General features: G+C 36.7%; 21 protein-coding genes. 7 read left to right on the top strand and 14 right to left on the bottom strand.

What is annotated here, in order from left to right:
* Positions 1-32: 32 nt before the first annotated feature.
* The 3 genes from pyc to V7124_RS00255 form a co-directional block, all read right to left on the bottom strand.
* The gene (gene pyc / locus V7124_RS00265) at positions 33-3,473 is read right to left on the bottom strand and encodes a pyruvate carboxylase (protein ID WP_335484922.1); all 3,441 of its coding nucleotides are present in this window, start codon (positions 3,471-3,473) and stop codon (positions 33-35) included.
* 61 nt (positions 3,474-3,534) lie between these two features.
* Positions 3,535-4,734 (bottom strand): FtsW/RodA/SpoVE family cell cycle protein, encoded by a 1,200-nt coding sequence (locus V7124_RS00260; protein WP_335410317.1) that lies wholly within the window; start codon positions 4,732-4,734, stop codon positions 3,535-3,537.
* A 171-nt stretch (positions 4,735-4,905) separates the two neighbouring features.
* On the bottom strand, positions 4,906-5,187 hold the full coding sequence (locus V7124_RS00255; RefSeq protein WP_335410633.1) for a YlaN family protein: 282 nt from the start codon (positions 5,185-5,187) through the stop codon (positions 4,906-4,908).
* Positions 5,188-5,358: 171 nt separating this feature from the next.
* Between V7124_RS00255 and V7124_RS00250 the strand changes: the two genes are divergently transcribed.
* Positions 5,359-5,856, top strand: coding sequence for a peptidyl-prolyl cis-trans isomerase (locus tag V7124_RS00250; protein WP_335484919.1), 498 nt, complete (start codon positions 5,359-5,361; stop codon positions 5,854-5,856).
* A gap of 171 nt (positions 5,857-6,027) precedes the next feature.
* Here V7124_RS00250 and V7124_RS00245 read toward each other — a convergent pair whose 3' ends face one another.
* Positions 6,028-7,356: a PhoH family protein gene (locus V7124_RS00245; RefSeq protein ID WP_335410322.1), complete on the bottom strand. Its 1,329-nt coding sequence runs from the start codon at positions 7,354-7,356 to the stop codon at positions 6,028-6,030.
* A 192-nt stretch (positions 7,357-7,548) separates the two neighbouring features.
* On the opposite strand from V7124_RS00245, the gene V7124_RS00240 reads away from it, so the two are divergent.
* Entirely contained in the window at positions 7,549-8,133 is a 585-nt protein-coding gene (locus V7124_RS00240; RefSeq protein WP_335484915.1) for a YhcN/YlaJ family sporulation lipoprotein, read from the top strand.
* Between the two features lie 15 nt (positions 8,134-8,148).
* On the opposite strand, the gene V7124_RS00235 is transcribed toward V7124_RS00240, so the two are convergent.
* Complete coding sequence (locus V7124_RS00235; RefSeq protein ID WP_335410326.1) at positions 8,149-8,604, bottom strand: pyridoxamine 5'-phosphate oxidase family protein; 456 nt, start codon at positions 8,602-8,604, stop codon at positions 8,149-8,151.
* A 172-nt stretch (positions 8,605-8,776) separates the two neighbouring features.
* On the opposite strand from V7124_RS00235, the gene V7124_RS00230 reads away from it, so the two are divergent.
* Positions 8,777-8,977 carry a YlaI family protein gene (locus V7124_RS00230; RefSeq protein ID WP_335410329.1) on the top strand — a complete coding sequence of 67 codons (201 nt, stop codon included), beginning with the start codon at positions 8,777-8,779 and terminating at the stop codon, positions 8,975-8,977.
* Between the two features lie 32 nt (positions 8,978-9,009).
* Here V7124_RS00230 and V7124_RS00225 read toward each other — a convergent pair whose 3' ends face one another.
* The 3 genes from V7124_RS00225 to typA are packed head-to-tail and all read right to left on the bottom strand — an operon-like array spanning position 9,010 to position 11,495.
* Positions 9,010-9,303 (bottom strand): hypothetical protein, encoded by a 294-nt coding sequence (locus V7124_RS00225; RefSeq protein ID WP_335410331.1) that lies wholly within the window; start codon positions 9,301-9,303, stop codon positions 9,010-9,012.
* A gap of 14 nt (positions 9,304-9,317) precedes the next feature.
* The gene (locus tag V7124_RS00220) at positions 9,318-9,632 is read right to left on the bottom strand and encodes a YlaH-like family protein (RefSeq protein WP_335410333.1); all 315 of its coding nucleotides are present in this window, start codon (positions 9,630-9,632) and stop codon (positions 9,318-9,320) included.
* Between the two features lie 24 nt (positions 9,633-9,656).
* The gene (typA, locus tag V7124_RS00215) at positions 9,657-11,495 is read right to left on the bottom strand and encodes a translational GTPase TypA (protein WP_335410335.1); all 1,839 of its coding nucleotides are present in this window, start codon (positions 11,493-11,495) and stop codon (positions 9,657-9,659) included.
* Positions 11,496-11,658: 163 nt separating this feature from the next.
* Between typA and V7124_RS00210 the strand changes: the two genes are divergently transcribed.
* Complete coding sequence (locus V7124_RS00210) at positions 11,659-11,844, top strand: YlaF family protein (protein ID WP_335410337.1); 186 nt, start codon at positions 11,659-11,661, stop codon at positions 11,842-11,844.
* A 62-nt stretch (positions 11,845-11,906) separates the two neighbouring features.
* Here V7124_RS00210 and V7124_RS00205 read toward each other — a convergent pair whose 3' ends face one another.
* Entirely contained in the window at positions 11,907-12,707 is an 801-nt protein-coding gene (locus V7124_RS00205) for an inositol monophosphatase family protein (RefSeq protein WP_335410635.1), read from the bottom strand.
* Positions 12,708-12,948: 241 nt separating this feature from the next.
* The gene (locus tag V7124_RS00200; protein ID WP_335410340.1) at positions 12,949-13,143 is read right to left on the bottom strand and encodes a hypothetical protein; all 195 of its coding nucleotides are present in this window, start codon (positions 13,141-13,143) and stop codon (positions 12,949-12,951) included.
* 178 nt (positions 13,144-13,321) lie between these two features.
* Between V7124_RS00200 and V7124_RS00195 the strand changes: the two genes are divergently transcribed.
* On the top strand, positions 13,322-13,954 hold the full coding sequence (locus V7124_RS00195) for a YktB family protein (protein ID WP_335410341.1): 633 nt from the start codon (positions 13,322-13,324) through the stop codon (positions 13,952-13,954).
* A 33-nt stretch (positions 13,955-13,987) separates the two neighbouring features.
* On the opposite strand, the gene V7124_RS00190 is transcribed toward V7124_RS00195, so the two are convergent.
* Positions 13,988-14,260, bottom strand: a complete 273-nt coding sequence (locus tag V7124_RS00190) for a UPF0223 family protein (protein ID WP_335410343.1) — start codon at positions 14,258-14,260, stop codon at positions 13,988-13,990.
* 41 nt (positions 14,261-14,301) lie between these two features.
* Positions 14,302-15,261: an NAD(P)H-dependent flavin oxidoreductase gene (locus tag V7124_RS00185; protein WP_335410345.1), complete on the bottom strand. Its 960-nt coding sequence runs from the start codon at positions 15,259-15,261 to the stop codon at positions 14,302-14,304.
* Between the two features lie 206 nt (positions 15,262-15,467).
* Here V7124_RS00185 and V7124_RS00180 point away from each other — a divergent pair, with 206 nt between their 5' ends.
* Positions 15,468-16,940 (top strand): aminotransferase class I/II-fold pyridoxal phosphate-dependent enzyme, encoded by a 1,473-nt coding sequence (locus V7124_RS00180; protein WP_335484912.1) that lies wholly within the window; start codon positions 15,468-15,470, stop codon positions 16,938-16,940.
* 50 nt (positions 16,941-16,990) lie between these two features.
* Here V7124_RS00180 and V7124_RS00175 read toward each other — a convergent pair whose 3' ends face one another.
* Together V7124_RS00175 and V7124_RS00170 are read right to left on the bottom strand one after the other, a co-directional pair.
* A complete protein-coding gene (locus V7124_RS00175; protein WP_335410350.1) occupies positions 16,991-17,113 on the bottom strand; it encodes a GapA-binding peptide SR1P in 123 nt (40 codons plus the stop codon).
* 169 nt (positions 17,114-17,282) lie between these two features.
* On the bottom strand, positions 17,283-17,582 hold the full coding sequence (locus V7124_RS00170) for a DUF3055 domain-containing protein (protein ID WP_335410352.1): 300 nt from the start codon (positions 17,580-17,582) through the stop codon (positions 17,283-17,285).
* 157 nt (positions 17,583-17,739) lie between these two features.
* Between V7124_RS00170 and V7124_RS00165 the strand changes: the two genes are divergently transcribed.
* Positions 17,740-18,174, top strand: coding sequence for a DUF1885 family protein (locus V7124_RS00165; protein WP_335410353.1), 435 nt, complete (start codon positions 17,740-17,742; stop codon positions 18,172-18,174).
* The last annotated feature ends 401 nt before the right edge of the window (positions 18,175-18,575 follow it).

Below are 18,575 nucleotides of genomic sequence, written 5' to 3'. Positions count from 1 at the left end.
GTTGCCAACTGATGGCAACTTTTTTTATTTGTTTATTTATCCAATTCAAGTAGTAAATCTCCTGTTTGGATGGCATCTTCATTTTTTACGTAAAGCTCTTTTATTACACCTGAGAAAGGAGCTTGGACGGTGGTTTCCATTTTCATTGCTTCAGTAATTAAGAGATGGTCACCTCGTTCCACTCTTTCCCCTTTTTCCACTAACACTTTAACAACAGTACCGGGCATAGTTGCAGAAATATGCGTTTCATTCTTAAGGTCAGCTTTTAATCTAGATAATAAAGTTGATTTGATACTTTCGTCTTTAATATTTACCTCACGCGGCTGACCATTTAATTCGAAGTAAACGATACGTGTGCCATCTGCCTGTGGCTGACCAATAGAAACAAGTTTAACAATAAGTGTTTTTCCTGTTTCAATTTCTACTTCAATTTCTTCCCCAAGCCTTAGTCCATAAAGGAAAGTTGGTGTATCTAGAAATGATATATTTCCAAAAAGGTTAACAGTATCCATATATTCTTTAAAAACCTTTGGATAGAGTGCATATGAAATTAGATCTAAATCGGAAACGTCTTGCCCCGTTTCTCTCACTAACTCTTCTTTTATTTCCGTAAAATTCACTTCAGGCAGTAACTCACCTGGACGGACCTCTAATGGTTTTTTTCCTTTTAAGATCACTTTCTGCAATTCTTCTGGGAATCCCTGATGCGGCTGTCCGAGATACCCCTGAAACAATTCCACTACGGAATCTGGAAAATCAAGTGAGCCTCCGTTATTTAAGACATCAGCTTCAGACAAATTGTTTTGTACCATAAACAGAGCCATATCACCTACTACCTTTGAAGAAGGAGTAACTTTAACAATATCACCAAACATATGATTCACACGCATATACATTTGCTTTACTTCGTCCCACTGGTCGCCAAGCCCTACTCCCTTTGCCTGCTGCTGAAGATTACTGTATTGCCCGCCAGGCATTTCATGCTGATAAACCTCTGAATGTGGTGCTATCATGCCACTTTCAAAATCATGGTAATATTTTCGAACATCCTCCCAATAGTAAGAAAGCTGTTCAAGTGCCTCAATATTAACATTTGCCTTCCTATCCTTACCTTGGAGTGCATAATACAGAGAGTTTGCACTTGGCTGGGAAGTAAGCCCCGCCATCGTACCCAAAGCAGTGTCGACAATATCGACCCCTCCGTCTATGGCACGCGCATACGTGAATATACCATTTCCACTTGTATCATGTGTATGAAGATGGATGGGAATGTCTATCGTCTCTTTCAATTCAGAAATAAGGCGGTAAGCTGCTTCAGGTTTCAATAAGCCTGCCATGTCCTTAATCCCCAATATATGGGCACCTTGATTCTCTAGTTCTTTAGCAAGTTCTTTATAATAGTTCATATCATATTTCACTCGAGTTTGATCAAGAATATCACCTGTATAACAAATGGCCGCTTCAGCAATCTTTCCACTATCTCGAACCGCTTCTATTGCAATTTCCATGCCTGGAATCCAGTTTAAGCTGTCAAAAACTCTGAAAACATCAATCCCTTCTTCAGCAGATTTTCTTACAAACTCGCGGATAAGATTGTCTGGGTAATTTTTATAACCCACTGCATTGGAACCACGGATTAACATTTGAAACAGAACATTTGGAATTTTTTTACGAAGCATTTGCAGCCGTTCCCATGGATCCTCTTTTAAGAATCGATACGTTACGTCAAAGGTTGCTCCACCCCACATTTCAAAAGAAAAAAGGTTGGGCAAAAGCTTGGCTGTCGGCTCGGCAATATGCAAAATGTCTGTTGTCCTAACCCTTGTAGCCAATAGAGACTGATGTGCGTCCCTAAAGGTAGTGTCTGTTAATAATACCTGTTTTTGATCCTTTATCCATTGGACTAGCCCTTCTGAGCCACTTTGGTCGAGTATTTGTTTAGTACCCTCTTGATAAGGAAAATCAAAACTTATTTTAGGAATCCGCGGTTTTTCAAAAACGGGTCTTTTCTTTTTTTCGATTCCTGGGAAACCATTCACGGTGACGTTTCCAATGTAAGAAAGCATTTTAGTTCCACGGTCCTTACTAACTGGAAATACAAATAACTCTGGTGTTGAATCGATAAATGAGGTATCATATTCCCCTCTTCTAAACTTCTCATGTCTTACTACATTTTCGAGGAAAGGAATATTCGTTTTGATTCCCCGGATTCTAAACTCTCTTAGGTTTCGAACCATTTTCGATGCTGCTTGTTCAAAGGTTAATGCCCATGTAGAAAGTTTCACAAGCAAAGAATCGTAGTATGGTGTAATGACTGCACCCTGAAAGCCATTTCCTGCATCAAGTCGAACACCAAATCCTCCACCAGAGCGATAGGCCATAATCTTGCCAGTATCAGGCATAAAATTATTTAATGGATCTTCCGTTGTAACACGGGACTGGATAGCAAAACCGTTTATCTGAATCTCTTCCTGCGGAGGAATTCCGACAATTGGACTGTGTAAATCCTGACCTTCAGCAACTAAAAGTTGGGTATGTACAATATCAATACCTGTTACCATTTCAGTTACGGTATGTTCAACCTGTATCCTTGGATTAACTTCAATAAAATAAAAGTCTTGTCCTGATACAAGAAATTCAACTGTCCCTGCGTTCAGGTAAGCTACATTTCTCATTAATTTAACGGCTGCATCACAAATTTTTTCACGTAATGAATGAGAAATAGATACACTTGGAGCAACTTCAACTACTTTTTGATGGCGTCGCTGTACGGAACAATCCCGGTCATACAAATGGACAATGTTACCATTTTTATCCCCGAATATTTGGACTTCTATATGCTTGGGTTTCTCGATTAATTTTTCTAAGTATACTTCATCACTGCCAAAAGCTGCTTTTGCTTCTGATTTAGCCCGGTCAAATGATTCCTGCATTTCCTCATGATTTCTTACGATCCTCATTCCACGGCCCCCGCCGCCAAGAGCAGCTTTAACTATAATTGGAAAACCATGTTTTTGCGTAAAATCCTGTACTTCACTTATCGTGTCAACTGGTCCATCACTGCCAGGGATTACTGGTATCCCCGCCAATTCCGCTTGTTTCCTTGCCTTGACCTTGTCACCAAACATATCGAGGTGAATGGATGTTGGTCCAATAAAAATAATTCCTTCCTGTTCACAACGTCGTGCAAAATGAATGTTTTCTGATAAAAAACCATAACCAGGATGGATGGCGGTTGCACCACTAAATTTTGCAATTTCAATAATACCATCAATATCTAAATAGGCATCGATTGGTTTCTTCCCTTCACCTACTAAATAAGCTTCATCAGCTTTGTAGCGATGATATGCACCCGTATCTTCCCTAGAATAAATCGCCACAGTTTTAATATTTAATTCAGTACAAGCTCGGAAAACTCGAATGGCAATTTCTCCTCGGTTAGCGACTAACACTTTATTAATTTGTTTTGTCAACTTAAGCACCTCTATCTTTTCTAAATTATATAAAAGCGCAGGGAATGCAAAACTCCCCACGCTATGTTCGAAATTGATATACATTGCCATCTTGTTGTTTAGGATTTTTTTCTACCGGGTTTAGTTTATATTTACTATCATATTTAACAAACATTGAAACATTTACTAGAATCCCCGCTGCAATAGCTAACTGTAAGAGTGAAGAACCACCATAGCTCACAAATGGTAGAGGAACACCTGTCAGCGGGATAACCCCTGAAACACCTGCAAGGTTGATAAAAGACTGTATTCCAATCATACTGGATATTCCAATTGCCAATAAGCTGCCAAAAGGGTCTTTACAACGCAGGCCAAGATATATTCCCCTTAAAACTATATAACCTAGCGTAATGATGACAAAGCTAACCCCCCATACACCTAACTCTTCTGCAATGACCGCCATAATAAAATCTGTGTGTGATTCGGGTAAATACCCAAGCTTTTGGATACTTTTCCCTAATCCTAAGCCATTTACACCACCAGAACCAATGGCTATATACGAATTTGCAAGGTGGAACCCAGAATCTAGTTCATCTTTGAAAGGATCATTTAACACTTCAAATCGTTCTAGACGTTTTTCTGAAAAAATTTCATCTTGCATGACTAAAAATACTGGTGATAAAAGAATCATACCTAATAATAGTAATTTGGTTATTGTTTTGATATTCATACCTGATGAGATAATAATAGAACCTGCAATTAAACCGATAATAAGCGCTGTTCCAAAGTCAGGTTGAACGGCAATTAAACCTAGGACGATGACCAGGTAGGCCAATGGGGGTAGTACACCGTGATTGAATTTGTTTATATACGTCTGTTTTTTGGCATAAACAGCTGACAAATAAATTATCAGCGAAATTTTTACAAACTCTGCTGGCTGAATACTAATAAAGCCAAAATCATACCAACTTTGAGCATTTCCTCTAACTTCACCAAACACAAAAAGCCCTAAGAGACCCAAAATGGATAACCCAACCATCGGAAGTAAAAATTTTGTACTTCGCATAATTTTATAAGGAAATAATGCGAGAAATATAAAGATAATACCCGAAGCGATTAAATACAGCTTTTGTTTTTGATAAAAGTAATCACTTGGAACGTGATATCTTTGGACGCTTGATGCCATACTTGCACTATACACCATGACTAATCCAAATAAAGCTAAAAGGATTATTGCAATAATTAATGAATAATCATAGGATTTCACTATTTTTTTTAACATATTCTAACTTCCCCGTTTTTTAATTGTCGTTATTGCTATTATAATAGAAAATCTACGTAATTAGTTGAGGAAAAGTTATATTCTTCTATTTTTTAAATAGGAAAATTCTGAAAATAACAACAGGTAATAAAAAACTCAAACAACATACCATCATTGTTTGAGTTTTTTTAGCTATTTTCTAATGGATGCTTCATGAAGCGCAGATAATTCTCTTTCTAATTTATCTAGAATCGCTTTGCCATCCCTAACTTCTATTAAGCCTAATCTAACCGCAAATTCTATTTCTCTTGATAATCCGAACATTTGCGTATCCAATACCTCTTCATAAAGTGGGCATTGAGGCATCGTGAGATTTTCCATTTGCACCTTAATAAGCTTTAATATTTTTTCAGCGTCTGCCTGTAACAAGGCAAAAGCTTTTTCCTGATGATTAACAATCATTTCAGACGCCAACATTGATCCCCCCATTCAGAGCGATAACCCAACTTATCTATAAATTTTACCTTTTACCATAAAAAAATGCAAGAACAATAACATATATGTTCCATTGTTCCTTAACTTTATGTATATGACATTCCCTCTTTTTACGTTATACTTTATAGATATGAACAGGAGGAATGAAAGATGGAAAACATAATACTATTATCTGGCAAAGTTAAACATTCAATTACTCTTGATCCCACTGTCTGGATATTTGATGATCGTAAAGTTGATTTATCTACTTACTTTTCTTCTCCATATAAAAACGATAACGCACTAGAAGAATATACTAAATCTATTTCTAAACATTGGGATCGAGAGATAATGGAGGGTGCTGTCTATCCACCAACCTTAAAAACAGAAAAAAAATATGAAAAAGAGAAGATGTTAACAGGAACTTTTGGCATCCCGTTTGAGCCCTTTTTAAAAAATGCCGAACCTGCTGAACAGGCTGCTACTTTAGTCATAAAAACGGAAACTTCAGCATATGAGATTCCGCTTGACCTTGCGAAGGATCTCATTCTTGGTTTTTCAGATATGGGGAAACCACTTACAGAAGATGGACCTGTCCATATTTATTTCGGTGATGGCTCGAACCGACAAACACCGATTAAGTACGTCAAAGAATTTATTATTAAATAGTAGAGGCTGTTTTCGTAACGATTGTTGTTAAAATCTTAAAGCCGATTTTAACGAGGAATTAGTTATTTTGTGCCTTTGAATTTTGTTTGCAAGCTCTTTTCTTATGAAAAGAGCCATAGGAAATAACGGGTGCCATTTTGGGACCCGTTCCTGCGCGTTTATACCTATATTTTATAGCAAATCTGCTGCCAGTCTTGCTAATCCCGACCGCTCACCTTTTAATAATTTTACATGTCCAGAAATTGTTTGATCTTTAAAACGTTCAACGACATAGGTTAAACCATTATTGTAGGCGTCAAGATATGGATGGTCGATTTGTTCTGGGTCACCCATTAAAATAATTTTGCTGTCTTCGCCAACACGGGTTAAAATTGTTTTAACCTCATGCTTGGTTAAATTTTGGGCTTCATCAATGATAATAAATTGCTTTGGTAAACTTCTCCCGCGAATATAGGTTAATGCTTCTACCTCTATCGACCCCATCCCTGCTAGGATAGCATCCAATTCACCCGGTTTTTTTGTGTTAAATAGATATTCAAGGTTATCAAAAATTGGTTGCATCCAAGGTCTAAGTTTTTCTTGTTTTTCTCCAGGTAAATATCCTAAATCCTTGCCAACCGGTACAATCGGCCTTGCGACTAATAGTTTTTTAAATTCTCTAAAGTCTTCTGTCTGCATTAAGCCTGCTGCCAAAGCTAATAAGGTTTTACCAGTCCCTGCTTTACCTATTAAAGTTACAAGCGGTATATCCTTGCGCAGCAATAGCTCGATTGCCATTGTCTGCTGTACATTTCTTGGGTGAATCCCCCAAACATGTTCTTGATTAATGGCCAGCTTCTTTACCTTTTTCCTGGTTTTATCCACCATTCCTAATGCTGAAGCAGATCCTCCTAAAGCGTCTTTAATAATTAAGTATTGATTCGGATAAAATAAATATTTTCCAATTTCCGTTAAGGGTAACTCACCTTTTTCATAAAATAACCCCAGCAATTCTCCCGACAAAAAAACTTCCAAAAAGCCAGTATAAATATGATCAATTTCCACTACTCGATCACTTAAAAAATCTTCTGCAGTTAATCCTATTGCATCCGCCTTCACCCTGACCAAGGTATCCTTGCTAACGAGGATTACAGGCTTTCCCTTTTCTTTTTGTTGTTCTTCTGTAGATAAATTCTTGGCAACCGCAAGAATTCGATTATCATTTGTTTTCTCAACAAATATTTCCTGTAATTCATGAAATGCTCGATGGTTAAGCTCAATTCTAATGGTTCCACCATTTTCGAGTGGTATTTTTTCATGAAGCTTACCTGCTGCACGCAATTCATCGATTAATCTTGATACATGGCGCGCATTTCTTCCTATTTCATCCATGTATCGTTTCTTTGAGTCCACTTCTTCAAGGACAACTGCAGGAATGACAACTTCATTATCTTCGAAAGAGAATATGGAATACGGGTCTTGTAATAAGACATTTGTATCTAACACGTATATTTTACTCAAAGCGACGCCTCCACTTTTTCTAGTTGATTGGTTAGCTAATGGTTTTCGAACCAACCGATTGCTAGATACGACTTTGGTAAAATATATGTTTGTTCGAATAAAGATAGAAGGATTTCCGCACAATAAATGTAAGTTGAATATAACAAAACGGATGTATCAATTATAAAACTCTTTGTGGAGGTGGATTTTTAAATGAAAATGCTTTTGATATTTACTACCTTACTATTGGTCTTAACAGGTTGTAACAGCACAAACAATGCACAAAATAATGAGAAGCAATCATTAGTTAACGTAAAGAACAGTTATATTGAGAATGTAGATCGGAAAACGGGTCAGGAAGTTTCAAGACGATTGGTTGAACTTGCAACAAGTACTCCTAATGTTAATGATGCCACAGCTGTTGTAATTGGCAGATATGCTATTGTTGGAATTGATGTGAATTCAAAGCTAGAACGTTCACAAGTTGGGACCATTAAGTATTCAGTAGCTGAAAGTCTAAAAAAAGATCCGTATGGTGCAAATGCCATTGTTGTTGCAGATGCAGATACAAATCAACGTTTAAAAGAAATTTCAGCCGATATCAAAAAGGGTAGGCCTATACAAGGAATTATGGAGGAACTTGCCGACGTTGCCGGCAGATTAATGCCAGAAATACCTGGAAATATGATAGAGCCTAATCCTAAGAACGCAACCGAAGAACCAAAGAAGGAATTACCGGATGACCAGAAGAAAAGCTTAGAAAAAAGTCAGGAAGACCAATCAAATTACCATAAATAAAAGCTTAGTCAGCGACTAAGCTTTTTTCATTGCGTCCATTACTTGTTTATCTAATCTGGCTGCTGCTTTTTTGTCATATGTTTTGTCATATTGTGGTTCGGTGACAATTTTTGAACCATAGAACATTACGTCTCTAACCTCATTAATCTTGATCTCAACCAATGAAAGCTTTAATGGAATGTCGGAAATACGATCCACTTTTAAGGATGCATCTCCCTGTATAGAATATGTAGATTCATTCGCAATCAAATTGATAACAACTTTACTATTCTGGCCGATATTCTGAATAATTCTTGATTTAAAATCTACAGCGAAATAGAGTGTTTCTTCGTCTTTTGCTAAGATCCAGGAAATTGCACCTACATTTGGACCACCTGTCTCAAAATCAACCGTAGCTACTGTTACAAACCTTTCTTTCTGTAACTCATCAAACAATGGCTTAATGAGTCTTGGTTCTACTTGATTCACCATCTTTACAACCCCTTTATTCAGTTCCATACTTTCTATTTTGAAAAACAGATATTCTCATAGTACTATTATCTGTTTTTTTCAGCAACTTAATCACAATAGATTTTCCTGTCGCCTGCCTTGCATGATATACTATAGATTAACAAAGCAAGAAAGAATGGACTAGAGGTGCATGATGAGAGTAAAATGTGTTATCTGTGACAAAATTGAATCGATCGAAGATGAATCCTTTGAGGCAAAGCGTCTTCGAAATCGTCCTATCCATACATATTTGTGTAATGACTGTAGTAGTAGAATTTCTGAAAAAACAAAAGCAAGAATTGATACAGGTAACTTTAGATTTTATCGAACCCAGTCTGAAAAGGATGAATGGTAAAAAAACAACATGCCCATCGGCATGTTGTTTTTTTAATCTTCAATTGGAAAATTGCAATATTTATCTGGCTCTTGGTTTATTTGGTTGAGCATTACCTCGATGAGTTCCCGAGGAAACCGCGTCTTTTTCGATTCCCCTTCTTGGGTGTAGGAAACATAATACATCATTTCATCTGTTGTAACGACAATATTTGTAAGTTTATGTTCATCCTTAATAATCCCATCAAAAAGGTCTAACGTTTCTCTTGCTGCCGTATCTTCAGGACGAGCGTCGCAAACAACCTTTATCGAAAGCCAATTATAGAGTGCATCCTGTACCGATCTCATGTTTATATCCCCCGTTACTTTGCCTCAACTTGTTGTTTTTTCGACTGGTGCAGGCGAATTTTGTATATGATTAAAATCAATGCCGCAACAACAAGACCCTCTGTTATTGGTAAAAAGATCCCAAGTGCAGTTAAAATCGTGCAGCCTGCAGCTAAAAAGATATAAATCATAATTGATTTGCCAAGAGGCAGTTTTTGCGCAAAGCCAAGTTTATATACCAAGATGGATAGAGCTACAATGGTAAGATAAAGCAGCCACATTCCCAATTTTGGATTTTCGGTTACATTAAAGAGAGCTGGAAAAAATGATAGCCGTTCCGCTACATTCACACGAAAACCTCCCCCGAAGAGATATTAGCTTAATTCTGCTGTTTTTTTCTTTTTAGCCATTCTTTCACGTTCATTTTTATCTAGGATTTTTTTACGCAAACGAATGGACTCCGGTGTTACTTCACAGTATTCATCTTCGTTAAGATACTCCAAAGACTCCTCTAATGTCATGATTCTTGGCTTTTTAATAACAGAAGTTTGGTCCTTGTTTGCTGAACGAACGTTTGTAGCCTGCTTTACTTTTGTGATATTAACGGTAATATCATTTTCACGCGTGTGTTCGCCAACAATCATACCTTCGTATATTTCAGTACCTGGATCAACAAAAATTGTTCCACGGTCCTCAACATTCATAATACCATAAGTAGAAGCTTTTCCTGACTCCATTGATACTAGCACACCTTGACGTCTTCCTCCCACTTGACCTTGAAGCATTGGCTGATAGCTGTCAAATGTGTGATTAATAATTCCATAACCACGAGTCATTGTTAAGAATTCTGTGGTGTAGCCAATTAGTCCACGTGCTGGGACATTAAAAATTAATCGTACTTGACCGGAGCCATTATTAATCATATCAATCATTTCACCTTTACGTGCACCAATTGATTCCATTATAGAACCTGTATGCTCTTCAGGTACATCAATTTGAACACGTTCAATTGGCTCACAGCGAACACCATCTATTTCTTTTACAATAACTTCAGGCTTAGAAACTTGAAGCTCATAGCCTTCACGGCGCATGTTTTCAATTAAAATCGATAAATGAAGCTCACCACGGCCAGAGACAATCCATGCATCTGGGGAATCTGTATTTTCAACACGTAAGCTTACATCTGTTTGGAGTTGAGCGAGTAATCTTTCTTCAATTTTTCTAGAAGTTAGGTACTTACCTTCTCTACCAGCAAATGGGCTGTTATTAACAACAAACGTCATTTGTAATGTTGGTTCATCAATTCTTAGAATTGGTAATGCTTCTTGGTGCTCAACCGGACAAACGGTTTCGCCCACATTGATATCTTCCATACCAGAAACTGCAATTAAGTCTCCTGCTACCGCTTCTTGAATCTCTTGACGTTTTAACCCAAAGAAACCAAAGATTTTTGTAACGCGAAATTGTTTCACTGAACCGTCAAGTTTCATTAAGGCTACCTGCTGGCCAACATGCATTGTGCCGCGGAAAACGCGCCCAATACCAATTCTTCCAACATAATCATTATAGTCAAGCAAGGCAACCTGGAATTGTAATGGCTCCTCACGATTGTCAATTGGTGCTGGGATGTTATCAACAATGGAATCATATAAGCATTGCATGTTTTCATCCTGTTTTTCATGATCCAAACTGGCAGTTCCATTGATTGCAGAAGCATAAATGACCGGGAATTCAAGTTGATCTTCATTCGCTCCAAGTTCGATAAATAGGTCAATTACTTCATCAATTACTTCTAAAGGACGAGCAAAATCACGGTCAATTTTATTTACGACAACTATTGGAGTTAGATTTTGTTCTAACGCCTTTTTTAGTACAAAGCGTGTTTGTGGCATCGTTCCCTCATAGGCATCAACAACAAGTAAAACACCATCAACCATTTTCATGATACGTTCTACCTCACCGCCAAAATCAGCGTGTCCAGGTGTATCTAAAATATTGATTCGTTTATCCTTATATTGAATGGCTGTGTTTTTAGCGAGAATTGTTATTCCACGTTCTCTTTCAATATCGTTTGAATCCATTGCACGTTCCTCAACATGCTCGTTTGTACGAAATGTTCCAGACTGCTTTAATAATACGTCAACCAACGTCGTTTTCCCATGGTCAACGTGTGCGATGATTGCTATATTGCGAATATCTTCTCTAATTTTCAAGTGTTTCACTCCTGCCTCTATTTCAAAAATTAAGCTATTTATAGTTTCCCATATATGGCTAAAGTATTATACCACATTAATGGTGGAAAACTAAACGCATTTTATGTAGAATGTAACTATAAATAATATTTTTTTCTTCAATTAACAAAGGGGACTCGGTAAAATGAAGCAAATAAAATGGGTTTTTGTCGCTTATGCAGTACTAGCTGCAATGAGCATTATGGGCATCGGGGTTGCAATCGGTGAAGAAAGTATTATAGGAATAATTGGCAGTGTCTTAGCAGTTATTTTGGTAATGGGATTCGGATTTAAAACAAAAGCAAAATATAGAGCCAACGGAGAATTATAGGAAAAGCTGCAGGCCTTGCCTGACGGTGCAGGTAAAAAAAAAGCCTATTTAGGCTTCTTTTTTTACCATTTTCCTTCTTTAAGATAATCTTTTATTATCGTTTCGTGCAATCCAGGTTTTGCTACAAGCAGAGAATCGTTTGAGAGGAAATCAAGTTTTTCTCCTCTTAAGTTGGTTACAACTCCTCCTAATTCATTAATAATAACAGCACCAGCTGCAATATCCCATGGTGACAGCCTCATTGAAATATAAGCATCTACTCTCCCCGTTGCCACAAATACCATTTCAAGAGCAGCAGTACCATATGATCTTGTCCCTCTTGCATCTCTTACTAAGGGAATTAGAAGCTTATGGTCGATACGATGATTTTCCATCACCCAGGTAGCATTTAATGCGATGATCGATTCTTTCACTGACTTTTTACTTAAAGCAGGCAGCAGAGTGTCATTCATAAAAGCACCTTTTCCATTAATAGCATGATATAGTTCACCATGGGCTACATCATATATAATCCCAATTTTTCCAATACCATTTTCATAAACAGCCAGTGATATGGCAAAATTCCGCTGTTGATGAATAAAATTCATCGTTCCATCGATCGGGTCAATGATCCAAACAACACCATTAAGATCACTTATTTCATCGCCAAATCCTTCTTCTCCAAAAACTCGATGGTTCTGAAAATTTTCTCTAATTTTATTAATGAAAAATTGTTCAATTTCTTTATCCATATTTGTAACTAAATCGTTAGGATCTGATTTTGTTTGAATATTTAATGTTTTATCAAAAGAAGCCCGGATTTTATCCCCTGCTTCCAATACCCATTGCTTAGCGTGAAGGTTGATATATTCCCAGTCCATGATTTCCCTCCAATTTCCAAAATAATCAATGTATGTAAAGATTTTGCGAATATCCTAAGCTTAAACAAATATAGGTAAGTCATCAACTATTAGCATTCCCCATACCTAATTTTCCCATGTTCTTCATTTTTTATAGCGCAAAACAATAAACGAACCCTCTACTTACTACACAGAGTCCGTTTTATAATTTCAATATTAGATTCTTCTTTTTCATTCTAAATAGTATCCCCTTTGAATTAATTTATCAAAGAGCTTTTAGTTTTAATAACTCTTGGCGGATTTTTTCTAATTTTTGTTTGCATTCCTTCATCTTTTTTTCGTTTTTTTCCTCAATTGCCTCAAAAAGTGTTGCCAGCTCATAATCCATTTCTAATCGTAAATATGCCGTTCTTTCCTTCTCGCCAACTTTTTTTAGTGAAGTATTCATTAATTGTTTCATTTTAGCTTTCTCCTTTCGATCGTTGTTTAATTTTTCTGACTATTTTTAGTACTATAATATGAGCGACTATGTAAGGTTGCAACTAATTTGTGTGTTTACCTATATAAGCATGTTAATTCATGATTTTCTACATATATGCTACAATATATGACAAATGTCTACACTTGGAGGAAGTAAAATGGATTTTAATGGTTTTAAAAATGAAGACTTCGATGTTTTTCAAATCGAGGGTTTAGAGGCAAGGATGGAAGCGCTAATTGAAAAAATTCGTCCTAAATTAGAAGTCCTTGGTCACCATTTTGCACCAACATTAACAACAGTCACTGGTGATGAAATGTTTGCCCATGTTGCTAAACACGCAAGAAGGACAATCAATCCTCCCAAAGATACTTGGGTTGCATTTGCTAATAATCCCCGCGGTTATAAAATGCTTCCACATTTTCAAATAGGACTTTGGAATACTCATCTATTCATTTGGTTTGCAGTTATATATGAGGCACCACAAAAACAGGAAATTGCTGCCAGATTAATAAAAAAGTTAAACAAAATCTATAAAGAGATCCCGAAAGATTTTGTTTGGTCTTTAGACCATATGAAATCAGAATCAGTGCAGCATGAAACTCTTTCCAAAGAAGATTTACGAAGCATGCTCGAAAGACTTAAAGACGTAAAGAAGGCTGAATTATTATGTGGCTATGAAATTAGCCGCGAACAGGCAATACAAATGGAAGCAGATGAATTGCTGCAGATTGTAGATCATGTATTTGATAAAGTTGCACCATTATATAAAATTGCACAAAATATAAAATAAAAAAACTCCAACCACTGTTTGGAGTTTTTTATTTTACTTCATCATGATCCTATCGCCTGAGGATGCATCTTTGGCTTTTTTTATCACCTTATAAGAAGAATAACCACTGATTTCTTCTAATTCGCCACACAAGGTCTTTTCTTCTGCCTTACTGGGAACGATTTCCTTAAAACGACGATAAATGGTCATTAATTCATCACGATCGAGTCCTTTTTCATATGCCTTTTCAATCGCCTCATAGAATTTAATAACATCGACTATTTCATCCGTTGTCCAATGGTAATCAATCGGGTATTGATATTCCAAGATTTCACCTGCTTACTTTATTTCATATATGTATCATACCGTTATTTTGCCCATTTTTCACGAATTTGTTCTGCATCTGTAATTATTACCTTAAATAATTGATCCACGGTTGGTATATCTTTAATCAATCCCATGACTTGTCCGGCCCATGCAAACCCTTCATCTTCTTTTCCATCATAAATATATCGTTTGTTTGCTTTCCCGCTAATGTATTCCTTCAACTGTTCATAAGTGCCATGTTCCTTCTCTATTTCTACTATTTGATTTGTCCATGTATTAGAAATAGCACGAGCTGGGGCACCTATTGATCTTTTGATGACCACAGTGCTGGACTCTGAACCTTCTATAAGTCTTTGTTTATAAAGTTTATTTGCATGCACACATTCCTTAGTAGCAATAAACCTCGTTCCCATTTCAATTCCCTCTGCACCCAAGCTAAGCGCGGCCATAAGTCCTCGGCCATCCCCAATACCTCCGGATGCGATTACTGGTATTGAAACAGCATCAACTACCTGTGGGATCAATACAATTGTCCCAATATCATCCCTGCCAAGATGTCCGCCACCTTCCTGTCCCACTACCATAACGGCATCGGCACCAAGCTCTTCTGCCTTTTCAGCCTGCCTTCTCGCTGCTACAAGTACTAATTTTTTTATTGAAGTACCTTTTAACTGTTCAAAGATAGGTGCAGGATTTCCACCTGTCATTGATACAACTGGGACGTCTTCATCAATTGCAACTTGAAGCATTTCTTCAAAGGGTCTATTATGCTGCCCAATTGCGTAATTAACACCAAATGGTTTATTTGTTAGCTGCTTAACCTTCCTTATTTCCTCGCGAAGCTGTGTTGGATTTTCTAGAGACATAGCGGTAATCTGCCCAAGTCCACCAGCATTGGAAACAGCCGCAGCGAGCTCAGAATAGGCTAGATAAGCTAACCCTCCCTGAATAATGGGATACTTGATACTAAGAATTTCAGTTACTCTCGTTTGCCAATTCAATTTGACCCCTCCTAATTATTGTTATCCTCATATTTCGCTCCCAAAGGTTAATTTTCCTGTTTTATTGAGAAACTAACATAAAAACTCGAAAAAGTGGTGTACCATTCTTACAAAAAATCTTTGCAAGCAGTGGTATTAGTGCTATAATTCATTTGTTTTGTGAATTATATAATAAAGCAATTTATATAAAGAGGTGTGAAAATCAATTGTCTCAACATCAAACACCGTTATTTAGCGGTTTATTAGAGCACGCAAAAAAAAATCCTGTCCAATTTCATATTCCTGGCCATAAAAAAGGGGTTGGAATCGACCCGGATTTTCGAAATTTCATTGGTGATAATGCACTATCGATTGACTTAATTAATATTGGTCCACTCGACGATCTCCATCAGCCAAAAGGAATCATTAAACAAGCTCAAGATCTAGCCGCTGAAGCTTTTGGAGCAGATCGAACATTCTTTTCAGTTCAAGGAACAAGTGGTGCGATTATAGCAATGATAATGGCTGTATGTGGACCAGAAGATAAAATCATTGTCCCAAGAAATGTTCATAAATCTATCATGTCAGCGATTGTATTCTCGGGGGCAATACCTGTATTTATTCATCCAGAAATTGATGAGGATTTAGGTATATCCCATGGCATCACAAATGACTCTGTCGAAAAGGCGCTTAAACAGCATCCAGATGCGAAGGCAATCCTTGTAATTAACCCAACCTACTTTGGAATTTCCGCTGATTTAAAAAAGATAGTAGAATTAGCGCACGCACATAATATTCCCGTCCTTGTAGATGAAGCGCATGGGGTTCATATTCACTTTCACGATGATTTGCCTCTATCAGCTATGCAGGCGGGTGCCGATATGGCTGCAACAAGTGTTCATAAGCTTGGAGGCTCTATGACACAAAGCTCTATTCTTAATGTAAAAGAGGGGCTTGTATCTGCAAAGCATGTTCAAGCCATTCTTAGTATGCTGACAACCACTTCAACGTCTTATTTGTTACTTGCTTCTCTTGATGTCGCTAGAAAACAATTAGCTACTAAGGGAAAAGAGTTAATTGATAAAACAATTAATCTGGCACAATCAATTAGAAAAAGAATTAATGAAGTCGATCATTTACATTGTATCGGTGAAGAAATTCTTGGATCCAAAGCAACCTTTGACTATGATCCAACTAAATTAATTATTTCTGTTAAAGAATTAGGCTTAACAGGATACGAAGTTGAAAAGTGGTTAAGAGAAAAGCATAATATTGAAGTAGAAATGTCTGACCTATACAACATACTTTGTATCATCACAATAGGTGATACAGATTATGAGGGAGATATTTTAGTCAAAGCATTAAAAGAGCTTGCAGAGGAACGGGAACATCGGAAAGAAAAAGTCGAACCTATTCAAGTTCTGCTTCCTGAAATTCCAATTCTTGCTCTAACCCCAAGAGACGCGTTTTATGCTGATACGGAAGTAATTCCTTTTGAGCAATCAGAAGGAAGAATTATTGCCGAGTTTATTATGGTTTATCCTCCTGGAATTCCGATTTTCATACCTGGAGAAATCATCACAAAAGAAAACCTTCATTATGTTAAGGAAAACCTTGAAGCCGGCTTACCTGTACAAGGACCAGAAGACGATGAAATCAAAACCATACGTGTTATAAAAGAATATAAAGCAATAAAATAAAAATACAGGATTCCATTAGGAATCCTGTTTCTATTTTAAGTATAAATATTTTATCGTTCATCTTCGGAATGGTGATTATCGCAACAATTACATCTAGAATAGAGAACTGTTACTTTTTCATCTTCGAAATGATCAATTGTTGAGTCACAAGCTTGGCAGACGATTGTACCCATCTTTTCAATCCCCTTTTCATTATGAAATGTTCATTACATTGAAAACGTTTTAATATCCTTAAGACAATAATAATATAACACATTGGAATTATCAAGCCTAAATTGTATGTCACATTCATTTATTTTTTACACAAAAAAAAAGGCTTATTAATAAGCCCTTTCTGATTAATTACTCATATTGGGTAACAAATGGGATTTGCGGAAGTGTAGAACTGAAGAATTCTGCCAAATCAGCAGCTTGTTGTTTATCTGGAATCCGGAATACATTTTGAAGGTATTCAATATCTTCAATTTCATTAGGGTCGAGGAGGGTAGAACGGCCAGTTTGCATGCAGACAACTAAAGGTTTACCAAAAAACATGTTCGTGTAGATAATGCCGAAATCATATCGGGTATGCTCTGTAGTAAATCCAATAAACGTTACTTTTACATTTTCATGTTCCTCATATAGCTTTTCAAATAATTCCATATGAAACCTCCTTCTCCAAAATAAGTATTTAGAATATTATTATAATTCATTTTATTAAAATTAACAAATGACATTTTTGTGTCTTATTGTTGTCATCACTGTTTTTACAATGCTAGAATGAAAGAGATAATATATGTAACGAATAGGGGGGCTTATGATGGCTGAGAACGCATACATAAAACTAGTTCCTTCATCTGCAAAACAAACCATTACTGTGGACGAAGTAAAGGAACTCTTTTATTATTATAAAGATATTACTGGAAAAACAGGGAATCAAGTTGATTGGCAATACGGTGAAAATGCCTTTCCTTACGATGTTAAGGAGAAAAATGAAGGCAAAGAAAAATGGTTTTATTTGTCTTCTAGTCATGAAAGGTATTATGCCATTTTAATTGGTGTCGATCAGGAAAAAATTCGTGATGAAGACGGTAATGAGAGAATCCAAACATACATACAGGTTACACTTCCAGAGCAATCTACATTCGGTGACAAAGGTAAGGCAAATGAATTCTGTAAATTTCTAGCTAAGAAATTACAAGGAGAACTTCATCTTTTTAACGACCGTATCATGTATTATTATCCACGAAAGTAATCGCCTCTAACTCCCTTAATGGGAGTTTTTTAGTTTGTTACCAGTGCGAGTGTATAATGTATTGAAGTGTAGATGACAAGGCTTAGAGAGGTTATAAAGAGTGTTTTCGATGATGATTTAGTTACTTTGTTACATAGCATGAATGCTAAATAAAAAAAGACAAAAAACATAATAATTTTATATAGTAATTGATCATGCTCTGACAACCATTCTATTAGTGTAAAGGCACTCCAAATGATTAATTGTAAGATCATAATTACATATACACGCATCTTTTATCACCCATCACCACTAAAGTCGTTTTCTTAGGCTGTGTTAAACTTGGTTGTTGATTTGCGCTACAGGCACTTCGCTTTCCGCAGGCGGTTCGGGAAGCCTCCTCGGCGCTAAAGCGCCTGCGG

This window comes from Neobacillus niacini, assembly GCF_036961885.1.
Taxonomy (GTDB): Bacteria; Bacillota; Bacilli; order Bacillales; family Cytobacillaceae; genus Neobacillus; species Neobacillus niacini_H.
The sequence above is the reverse complement of the archived record's forward strand: the minus strand, read 5'-3'. Positions and strand labels throughout refer to the sequence as shown.

Bases quoted from the DNA above. Each gene is read 5' to 3' on its own strand.
- V7124_RS00260 (WP_335410317.1), bottom strand. From the start codon at position 4,734: ATGTTAAAAAAAATAGTGAAATCCTATGATTATTCATTAATTATTGCA.
- V7124_RS00250 (WP_335484919.1), top strand. From the start codon at position 5,359: ATGGAAAACATAATACTATTATCTGGCAAAGTTAAACATTCAATTACT.
- V7124_RS00240 (WP_335484915.1), top strand. From the start codon at position 7,549: ATGAAAATGCTTTTGATATTTACTACCTTACTATTGGTCTTAACAGGT.
- V7124_RS00235 (WP_335410326.1), bottom strand. From the start codon at position 8,604: ATGGTGAATCAAGTAGAACCAAGACTCATTAAGCCATTGTTTGATGAG.
- V7124_RS00230 (WP_335410329.1), top strand. From the start codon at position 8,777: ATGAGAGTAAAATGTGTTATCTGTGACAAAATTGAATCGATCGAAGAT.
- V7124_RS00225 (WP_335410331.1), bottom strand. From the start codon at position 9,303: ATGAGATCGGTACAGGATGCACTCTATAATTGGCTTTCGATAAAGGTT.
- V7124_RS00210 (WP_335410337.1), top strand. From the start codon at position 11,659: ATGAAGCAAATAAAATGGGTTTTTGTCGCTTATGCAGTACTAGCTGCA.
- V7124_RS00200 (WP_335410340.1), bottom strand. From the start codon at position 13,143: ATGAAACAATTAATGAATACTTCACTAAAAAAAGTTGGCGAGAAGGAA.
- V7124_RS00195 (WP_335410341.1), top strand. From the start codon at position 13,322: ATGGATTTTAATGGTTTTAAAAATGAAGACTTCGATGTTTTTCAAATC.
- V7124_RS00175 (WP_335410350.1), bottom strand. From the start codon at position 17,113: ATGGGTACAATCGTCTGCCAAGCTTGTGACTCAACAATTGATCATTTC.
- V7124_RS00170 (WP_335410352.1), bottom strand. From the start codon at position 17,582: ATGGAATTATTTGAAAAGCTATATGAGGAACATGAAAATGTAAAAGTA.
- V7124_RS00165 (WP_335410353.1), top strand. From the start codon at position 17,740: ATGGCTGAGAACGCATACATAAAACTAGTTCCTTCATCTGCAAAACAA.